Origin of the sequence: Lewinella sp. (assembly GCF_050633125.1) — a bacterium.
GTDB lineage: Bacteria > Bacteroidota > Bacteroidia > Chitinophagales > Saprospiraceae > Lewinella.
Genome location: NZ_JBOEFX010000068.1, coordinates 19593 through 30647 on the forward strand (window position 1 = coordinate 19593; position 11055 = coordinate 30647).

At 46.2% G+C, this 11055-nt stretch carries 1 protein-coding gene; it reads left to right on the top strand.

Features of this window, described 5'->3' with window-relative positions:
* Positions 1 to 301: 301 nt before the first annotated feature.
* The coding region (locus ACRBG0_RS14875; protein WP_431487657.1) for an SdrD B-like domain-containing protein at positions 302 to 11055 on the top strand (10754 nt) is incomplete at its 3' end.

The following is an 11055-nucleotide window of genomic DNA, read 5'->3' on the forward strand; positions in this document are numbered from 1 at the left end:
TACTCTTCCTTTTTTTGTTGAAAGATAAACGTTACCTTTATTACGTATTCACGTCTTTAATAACAACACAGAAGCAGAGATCTCCTCCTTTATTATAGAGATCGTTTTGTCTTAAGTACCTAACTGTTTCCACGTACCTATACTCATTGTTCGGCCAGTAATTCACTGGTGTTGTAAGTATTGTTGTAGTCTACCGTATTTCACAAACTGAGATCTTTGTTATCTTGAATAGCATAGGCTAAGGTCTCAAGTCAATCAGGTTGGCTTGGTTTTTGCTCTTAATTATACAAATTATAATCACATGAGACAGAATTCTACGTATTCCCCTACGTGTATCTTTCATTACTTGCTTTCGGGCCTTCTTTTGTTAGGTACTTTAGGTAATGCCAGTGACTCTTCAGAAACGCTTCTTTTTCGTTCTACGCTGGCAGAGGTGCTCATTGTGGAAGTTTCTTCTCCCGTTAGTCTTACTGCATGTGGAGAGAGTGCGATAGTGTCCATAAAACTAAGCAATACCGATCCAGTTGATGCGCTCGAAAACGTGGTAGCAAGTATTGTCCTTCCAGCAGGGGTAAGTATTCAGTCGGTATCAGCAGGGGCAACGGCTGCGCCAGGAGGCTTTACACTTGATGCACCCTTGGCAGCAGGGGATGATCTTATTATCGATCTTGTTATTGAAGCGGGTTGTGGTTTAGTAGAGGTAAGTCAGGCCATTGAAGTGACGGTGAATCACGACCCTGTAGCAGGAGCTATGACAAATATGGTGACTGAAAATTCTGATCCAGTGGCGTTTTTGGTGCCTGATTTAGAAGTAACGACGAGTACCCCGATGAGTTTTGTGATTGCTTATCAGGGACAAATGTTTAGCACAACCAATACAGTCGCCAATAATTCAGCAGGTAGTGTCACTACCTTTAATTATTGTGTTGAAAATAATAGTGTAGCGAATATTACCTCTGCGACGGTAGGTGGCAACAACTTGGCGCTTGCGGGTATGAGCCCGGCTGGACAAACTTGTTTCGTTGTTACGGAAACGGATTTGCAAAATGTACTTGGTGGCGAATTTGCCAACAATAACATTAATGTAATAGAGAATTGGGAAGTAACGACTTGTGGTACAGGCGGAACGCTGCGGCGTCGCACAGTCTATGGTTGTGCCGGACAAGATGATTGCCAAATGCAGGATTTTTCGGAAGCTCCTGCAACAGTGCTTACCGTCAATGTTCCCGATCCTGTTCTCAACTTGAGTATTAATCCTATTTCTGGTGCTACGCTTTCTACTTGTGGTGAAGGGCAGACGTATACTTTTACGGTCACGTATAATGGCCCAAAACCAACACTGACTAATGTTCTGGCAGAGATTAACCTACCTGTAGGTCTTTATCAGACTAATCTGATGTCTGCGACACCTGGAGTAACTTACACGGGTAATCCTGATGAAATTCAGTTGCCAGATTTAACCAATACTGGCCCGGGTAATACCGTCACTTTTACGTTAGACTTAGCCGTTGGTTGTGATTTTGCAGGTGTAGCCGGGAACTTTGATTTTACGGTTACTCATGATCCGTTGTGTGAGAACAGTGAGTCGGAAGAAACATCTGATGATGCTTCTTTCTTTGTCCAATCTGCTGATCTTTCTATACCACTTTCTACTCCAACCCTTATTGAGCCTTATGTGGGGCTGGTTTCTACCATTAGTACAACAATAGCCAATGCTGGCAATGGTTCATTATTCCAGGTGATCTATTGTTTAGAGGATATAAGCTATGCCACGGTTGTTCCTACTGTAGGGGGAATTCCGCTGACGCCTACTACAGGGCAGCCTGGTTTTCAATGTTTTTTGGTAGAAGAGGTGCATTTTATGGCTCTTTACGGGACATCGGTACTACCTCAGAATAGTAGCTTTATTGTGGAGGAAACCTACACCTTCACGGGATGCCCTGTGGGGCCGCAAAATATTGATCGCCGAGCACAATTTGGCTGTTATGGAGAGATGGATTGTCAAAATAAGCCGCAAGGAGAATTTCCTTCGACAGGAGTTATTTTTGGTGTAGCACTGCCTGATATTAGTGTATCCATCAGTAGTATTAATCGCCCAGCTTGTTATGTGGACGAACTAACGCCCGTAGATATAGAGCTGGAAAACACGGGGAATGCACCGGCTACCGAAATCGTTGTGCGCATCACCTCCGCTGGCGCTATTGATCTCAGTAATTACCTGATAACGGATGGAGGCGGTAGCCCAATTGCCGACCAGGCCGTTGACCAAGCGCTGGTGGATGCTGGGCACTGTACAGGCGGCGTTAGAACAGTCGTTGATACCATTAGGAATATATCGCTGGCTGCTGGAGAATCACTGACCTTGCACTACGATCTAGCACATTCTTGTGATTGTAACAACTGCTCTATCCGCAATATCTACCGCAGCGATTTTCAAGTCACTTCCGTTGAGGATGGTTGTGGCGATTACCGCAACGACGGAAGTAGCTTGAATACCGGCAATTTTGACGCTTTCCTCGATGGTTTTGTGGAAGGGCCGCTTGATTTAGTAGATGGTGCTAAAGCCACTGTTGAGTATACTATTACCGACGCGCAATTGGATTGGTTTAATCAAAATCAGTATACAGAAGCTTATCTTGAAAGTATTTTCACCATCGAGTGTGGCCTTGATTATCAGCCAGGTTCTATCGTTTGGCAGGATGCCGATGGTACGATTTGGGAAGCTTGTGAAGAAGAATATGTTGATAACAACTTGGGAGGCGACGATTACCTCCGCATTCGTTGGTGTAAAACCAATGCTGATCCCGACCTTGATCGTCCCGGTGGTTTCAATATTGGTAGCGCGATGGTTTTTAGTCTCTGCCTGGAAGCGGATTGTAGCGAAAAACCGCCAAGCCCAAATTGTGCCAATCCCGTTTATGATATTCTGATTAGCCAGGAAACCTTTTTTACGATTGATCCTACTTGTGCCAGCTGTCCTACTACCAAAATATTCGCACCTGCCGATCTGAATATGCGTGTTTTTTGTCCTGATCCTGGTTGTGTGTGTGATGGGATGGTCTTTGAAGACTTTAGCCTGGAGCGAACCAATTTTGGCTTAGGAGACACCAATAATGACCAAGTTGCCAATGGTAATATTGATCTTAATTTAGTGCAAAAAGACCGATACCTTCAAGGAGATACCCTGAAAGCTAATTTTAGCGGTCGCGTGAGTGACCCCAACGATACGGATTGGAGTTACGGCTTTGCAGTCCTTAATTTTCCTGCTAACGAACAATATATTCCACTCTTCGCTACCGTTGAAATTGTAGATGTCGACGGAACCACTCATAATTGCAATGTGGTGCCTATCACCTACGATATTGCTAACCAAAATTTAATTGTCGACTTTTCTCGGGATACCCTCAATGCGTTGGGCTGCAACCTGCCTGCCAACTTTGATTTCGATGAAGACGATACAGTCAATGTATGCTTAACTTTTAAGGTAAAAACACCTTATACGGGGCAAATCCGAAGTCGCGAATTTTCCACGTCTTTTTACCTATCGGAAGCAGCTTACGGTTTGGGCAGCGAGGATACTTGTAATGATTGGGATGCCCGCCTTTATCAAGTAGGTTTGTCGGTTAACTCCAATAGCACTATCCAGGGTTTCGGTGCTTGTGAGCTCTCTAATTTTGAGTTTCGTTATGATCGATTTATTGGTTCTTTCAGCTTTGATGAATTCCCTTACGAAGTTCGTCCGTTAGGCTTGCCAGAGGTATTTACCTTTACCAAGCCTGCCGAGTTTGATTTCCGTCTGGATGATCTGGGGCTTCGATTGCGCCAGCAAATCAACTCCGCTCATAATATTGTAAACCTTCCAAACGGAATGATTCCTTCCTCTTTTGTCACGGTAAACGGGGATGAATTGACGTTCTTCGCAGAAGCTTATCTCAACAGCCTCGGCAATAACGAAATTCCACCTGATGAAGGTTACCGCGCCCAGTTTTTCGTCAGTTTACAAGGCAATTGTGAATCTGTAGCAGCAGATTACGACTTTAGTTATTCACTTACCGAAGTGGTGGAAGAAGATATTTACTGTACGGATCAACTGGTTCGCCCCACGGTAGCAAGTACTTTCAATTATACAGGTGCTGCTCGCTTATTGGTCTTTCCGGAAACGCCAAATATCCGTGTATGTAGTGGCTTGGATACCATAAATATTCAGGTGAGAAATGTTGAAGACCCTAGAGCAGACAACGCTTTTATCTACCTCAATAGCCCAACAGGAGGCGTAGTGGTAGAAGAGGTTTTGGAATTGGAGACGAATAACCCTATCGCAGGAAACAATTTTGGTATTTACCCCATTGGTAGTGTCAATGGCAACCAAACCCGCAGGTACCGGGTTGTCGTCCGTAGTAACAATTGCCAGCCCGAAGAACTGGATATTGTTGCTGGCTGGGATTGTGAATCTTTACCTACTACAGTAGAAGATGCCTCTTGCTCTGATCCTTCTACCATCACTTTTACCAGTGCCATGTCAGGGATGAACCTGGATATTATTGATCCTACGGCTAACTTGTATGTCCCCTTGTGTGATGAGGTGCCTTATGAGGTAGAAATAAGAAGTACCGACTTAGGCTACTTACGTGATATCGGCTTGTATATTTATTTGCCACCTGGCCAAGAATATGTCAGTGGTAGTTTAGAATTAGCGATTCCTTCTACAACTTCTGGTGGTACTTATGTCTCTGTTGCTGACCCTGTACCCGGTGGCGGTGGCTTGTATGTAAACGTATCAGCATTAGATGAGACCTTGTTGAACGTAGGGTTAATTGGCTCTAAAGACCCAACGCTTACTCAAAATAAAATCAGCCTACGCTTACTCACGGAGACGACCTGTAGCTACCTTTCTGGTTCTCGTGCCAACTTTAAGATAACAGGTAACTCCAATTGTGGTGATCCGTTGGTGCCTAAAACTAAACCTGCTGCTCGCCTCAGAGTTACGTTGCAGCAACCGACGTTTACGGCCGATATTAACTTAGGTGACTTGTCACTCAATGCGTGTAATGAGCAGGAAGCCAACTCTTTGGTAAGCCTTACCCTCAGCAGTGGCGCACCTTCTACATTAGATTCTATTCGGTATGTATTGCCTGCTGGAATTACCTACGTACCTGGTTCCTATTTGCCGATTTTAAATGCTTCTACGAATAACCCAGTCATCAGAACGGAAAGTGGCCGCCAGATTTTAGTTTGGCCTATGGGGAATATTGTAAACCCTGGTACTAATATATCTTTCCGACTTAGATTGGCTGCCATGGATATCGGGCAGGCTTGTACCGATTACGAACTACTGGTGCAGGCTTTTTCCCGAGCAAACGAAACTTGTGATGGACAGACCTGCTCGCTGGCCATTCTGGCCGGAGAAAAGTCAGCGACCTTGTCAATTGTAAAACCTAGTTTGACGATTGATATGTCAGCGGCTACAATTACCCTTACCTCGGCAACAGAAGCCTTAGCTGTTTTTGAAGCAGAGGTTTGTAACAACGGCGCCACACTTCAAACGGGTGAAAGCGTTACCCTGGAAGTTTATGAAGATACCGACCTTAATGGTTTTCGCTCGGCAGCGGATGTTTTACTCTTTACCATTAGTGATGTCCTGACAGATCCACTAGAGTTTGGGGAGTGTATTTTCCTTGGCGGAGAAGCAGCTTTCCCTTCCGCAACAGTTTGTACGATTATTGCTGTCCTCAACCCCGAGACTACCTGTACCTGTGATGAAGTCCCCTCGTTCCAGATACACCCAGAAATCGTCATTGATTTCCCTCGGGACGTAACGGTCTGTAGCGATGACATTATTAGTATTGGCCCAGACCCGATAGCTGGCTACGATTTCGAATGGCTAAGTGTACAAGGCTCTTCCCTAGGGAACTTAATGCCTACTACCTCGACGCCCACTAATTTTATGGGCACCAACATCACGGGTATGGAGCAGCAAATTCAATATGCTCTCCGTTCCAGCAATCGCAATTGTTACGGTTTGGATACGGTAACTATTAATTTGCAATCAGCTCAGGTGGAAACAGCCAATGTCACCGCTTGTATTGGTGGTACCTACCAGTTGCCTTCGCTCAATATTGGGGGAAGTAATTTTCAGTGGGTACCCAATACGGGCCTCTCTTTCCCGGGCCCTGATTCTAGCTTTGCGGTGATCGATATGGTTGTTTCTGGAATGACCACTTATACCGTTACTTATCAAAGTGAAGAAGGCTGCCCGGTAACCCATATATTCAATGTCAATGGTATTGATTGTGGTGGTGCGAGCAGCTCTCTGGGCAATTTCGTCTGGTTTGATTTTGATCTGGACGGCGAACAAGACGCCGGCGAGCCAGGTATCGAAGGCGTTGTAGTTAATCTTTATGACGGCGTTACCGGAGCACTTATCGGAAGTACAACAACCGATGAGAATGGGTTTTATCTCTTTGATGATTTGGTTCAGGGGAATTATTCGCTAGCGTTTTTCCCATTAGAAGGTTTTGTAGGAACCGATAACGAACAAGCTGGCGGCGACGACACCCTGGATAGTGATGCTGACCCAGTAACGGGCGTTACGCCGGTGTATTTCCTGCCATGGAATACGTATAATCCCACTATTGATGCTGGCTTTATTCCCGATTGTTACTTGGAGGTCAACGCGACAATAAGTGATTGTCAGCCGCAAGGCGATGATTTAATGCGAGAACTAACAGTGGAGGTATTCTGGTTTAATAACCCCTACACCTATGACCAGTTTTTTGATGCTGACACCATTGTGGTAGATTACTACGGTAGCACCGAACGAATCGTGGTCGATACCGTCAGCGGCACGGCGTCTTTCACTCGACTAATTGATGCCAGTAGTGGAGGAGAAGATATCACGGCTGCGTTTGTGCTTAACCCTGGCTGTGCAGCAAGTATTACGATGCCCGCTTTTGAAGAGTGTCTTTTTGATTTGGCATTGACCAAAACGATTACCAATGCTGTAGACCTATCCTATGGCGATACTGTGTGTTTTGAAATAACGGTATTCAATCAAGGTGAGCAAGCGGTTTCCCAAGTGCGGGTCAACGACTATCTGCCAGCAGGTTTTGGCTTTTTGCCAGACCTTAACCCCGATTGGCAGGCTGTCACCCCGACACGCTTAGTGACTATTGTAGAGGATACGATTGCTGTTGGAGCTTCCCTTGTTTTGCCCTTAAAGGCAACCTTGAACATGGCCAGTGGTGCTGATGCTTGGACCAATTTTGCGGAAATAGCGGCTTTCCAGGATACTCTAGGGAACGACTTTTCGCTTTTTGATGAAGATAGTACACCAGATGATAACCCCATCAATGACCCCGGTGGTAATCCTGATGGCGCTACAGACAACACTACTAATGGTAATGGCACTGGAACACCAGGAGGCAATAACCCTGCCACCGATGAAGACGACCACGATCCTGCCATCTTGCAGATTTTCGATTTGGCACTCACAAAAACCTTAGTCACACCCGGCCCTTACGCCATTGGGCAAACAGTGACTTTCGAGATCACGGTGTTTAATCAAGGTAATATTGCGGCTCAGGATATTGTGGTTTACGATACCATTCCGGCAGGCTTTGCCTGGCTGGCAAGCAATGAACCTACCTGGACATTTGGCGTAAGCGAAGCAACGACGATTATAGAAGGCCCCATTTTACCTGGCGGTAGTCAAAATGTTACCATCAGCCTGGAACTTCAGGATGCTGGCCCTGATGAATACGTAAATATCGCTGAAATCAGTTCGGCTTTTGATACTGATGGTACGCTTTACCTTGATGATATTGATGGCGATTTTGACGATAACTCAACCAATGATGCTGGCGGTAACCCCGGAACAGATTCCGATAATGTTGTCAATGGCGACGGCACGGGCAATCCTGGTGATACCGACCCTACTACAGACGAAGATGACCAAGATCCAGCTTTCGTTACGCTTCCAGAAATTGCACTGACCAAAACCGCAGTAGGAATGGTGCCCGCTGCCAGTGGCGTAGCTGGTAATTACGATGTGACTTTCCAGTTGGTGATTACCAATACCGGTAACGAAAAACTGACCATGATTCAGTTGACGGACAATATGATCAGTCAGCTGGGCAGTACGTTTGTCAATGTCGTCTCAGCCCCCGTGCTGGTACCCGTGACCAATGCGACTGAAAACCCTACCGTAAACGCAGGGTACAATGGCGGTGCCATCGATGACTTCTTTGATGGGATGGACGGCTGCTTGGCACCAGATCAAACGATTACCGTTCAGGTAGTGGTAGAATTGGATTCTGATACGGGCCTTGATCCCATTATCAATGAAGCAGATGTTAGCGGCAAGGATGGCAACTTTGTAGTGGTGACAGCAGTAGATACAGCTTTGGTCGTCTTTCCAAACTGTTTCCTAGGTGTGGTCTGCCCAGCACCTAATGGGGGCACTTTTGCTTGTGTGGCGAACCTTCCAGCTGGTGCTACAACAGTAGCTGGCTTTAATGCGATTGACCAAGTCTCCGCGATTCGCAATGCTTGCGGAATGGCCACAGTAACCTTCTCGGATAGCAATAATGGGGGAGCGGGTTGTGCTGCTAGTCCTTATATTCTTACGAGAACTTATACGATAAATGATCCGGGAGATGGTATGTCTCCTCCGATGCAGGAGATATGTGTCGTAACTTATACCGTCATTGATAATGTAGCGCCATTGGTGGTGTGTCCAGGGCCGATTACGGCTGTTTGCAGCATAAGTGAGGCTCCTGCTTACACCAGTATGGCTAGTTTTGTGGCCGCTGGTGGCTTGGCTACTGACAATTGTGGAATTACGAGCTTCTCCTTGACGAATACCGTCAATAGTGCAGGTACTTGCCCACAAATTACAACCCGTACTTACCGAGTACAGGATGCCTGTGGAAACACGTCAACATGTAACCAGACCATCCGGATCGACGACACGGAGCCGCCAGTGATCAGTTGCCCTGAAGTAGCTACCGATTGTTCCTTGAGTGATATTCCACCTTATGCTAGTTTGGCTGAATTTTTGGCCGATGGAAATACCGTTTCCGATAATTGTGGTATCAACACTGCTTCTTTCCAGTTGATCCAGGAAACAACAGATGGTAACACCTGCCCGCAGATTGTGGTAAGGAAGTACGAGATTATGGACAACTGTGGTAATACGGCAATCAGCCAGCAAATCATTACGATTGATGATGAAACGCCGCCCGTCTTTACGGCGGCGGCACCAGCAGATATGACCATTGATTGTAATGCGGTCATTCCTACACCTGCTACTTTGATGGCAACCGATAATTGCGACAATACCATCACCGTTGAATTCAGTGAACGCACGATTTTGACAGAGGTCGGTGCTTGTGCAGCCTACAGCTACCAAATTTTACGAACCTGGACCGCAGAAGATGCTTGCGGCAATGTAAGTCTGGAAGATCAGTTGATAACGATTCAGGATATCACTCCTCCTACCGCTGTTTGTTGTACCAACTATACGATTAACATCGAAGCTGATTTCGACGGGATTGCTACAATTTCTCCTGCTGATATTGACTGTGGGAGTACCGATAGTTGTACGCCCGCTGATGAATTGTTCCTGAGTGTTGATGTAAATAGCCTGACCTGTGCGGATATTGGTAATCATACCGTTACGCTTACTGTTACGGATGATTGTGGCAATAGCAGCAGTTGTTCTACGGTTGTAACGCTTGCGGACCAAACGGCACCTGAGATTAATTGTCCTTCTACATTAGTCTTAGAATGTGGTAATGATACGAATACGGATTTGATCGCTGATTGGCTGACTTCTGCTACGGCGGAAGATGGCTGTACGCTTAACCAGGCCGTTACTAATAACTACAGCTTCGCCAACTTCACAGGTTGTGGCAATACTGGAGATCAAATGGTCACCTTTACGGCAACGGATGATAGTAGCAATAGTAGTAACTGTTCTTCAACGATCAGCATTCAGGATAATTTAGTGCCGGTAATGGTCTGTCCGCCAGCTTTGGTGACTTGTGACCTTCCGGCGGAGGTGCCTTTCAGTACACTTGTTGAATTTACAAATGCGGGTGGCGCAGCCAGTGATAATTGTTCTTTAAATACGGCTTCTTTTACCCACTTATCGGATGTAACCAGTGAAAATCTGGTCACCCGTACTTATCAGATTGCCGATGCTTGTGGAAATATGGTATCGTGTCAGCAATTGATCTCGGTACTGGAACAACCTACGGTCGGAACACCAGAAGATATCCTCATCAGCTGTTCTATTTCCAATACAGGAAGTGTTTCCCTGTCCTCGCTCTTTGTAGGTGCCACTCCGGGTGGAACTTATACTTATCGCGGTGGGGTAGGGGCTGAAATTCAAGCGGAAGCTTTGGTGTATTCGCAGCCCGGTTGTTACGGCGTTGACTACGAGTTTACCGCTGCCGACGCTGGCATCTGCTCACCGGTAGCCCCTGTGACGGCCTATGTTTACGTAAGTGAACAACCACAGCCTAGCTTCGATCTGGCGGAAGAACTTTGTTGGGATGGAAGTCCTACGACGCTCAATGCTTTAATCAATAGCCCTGCCTATACCAACGCGCCTGTTCGTACTTGGCGAAGTACCGATACCGACATTGCTACGGTAGATAATAGTGGTGTCGTAACTATTGTCGATGGAGGAACCGTGGAGATTTGTATGGAAGAAACCATTACTCATACCTCTTGTAATGGAAACACTGCAGAAGTTTGTGTAGAAGAAACTTGTCATACACTGACCATTACAGAAGTCGCAGAATCGATAGACGCGAGCTGGACGACCTTCGGCCCACTTTGTACGGACGATACTGTTGTTGACCTGGACCTGCTGGTCACTGGCGAAGCTAACGGTGTGTTCACCGGCAGTGGTGTTAGCGGCACGCATCCGAACTACAACTTTGCCCCAAGTACGGGGGCTGGTCTTTACACGATCACCTATACGGTGAGCAATGGCAGCGGCTGTACCGCAGTAGAATCACATACAGTAGAAGTATTTGGTCCGGTGAG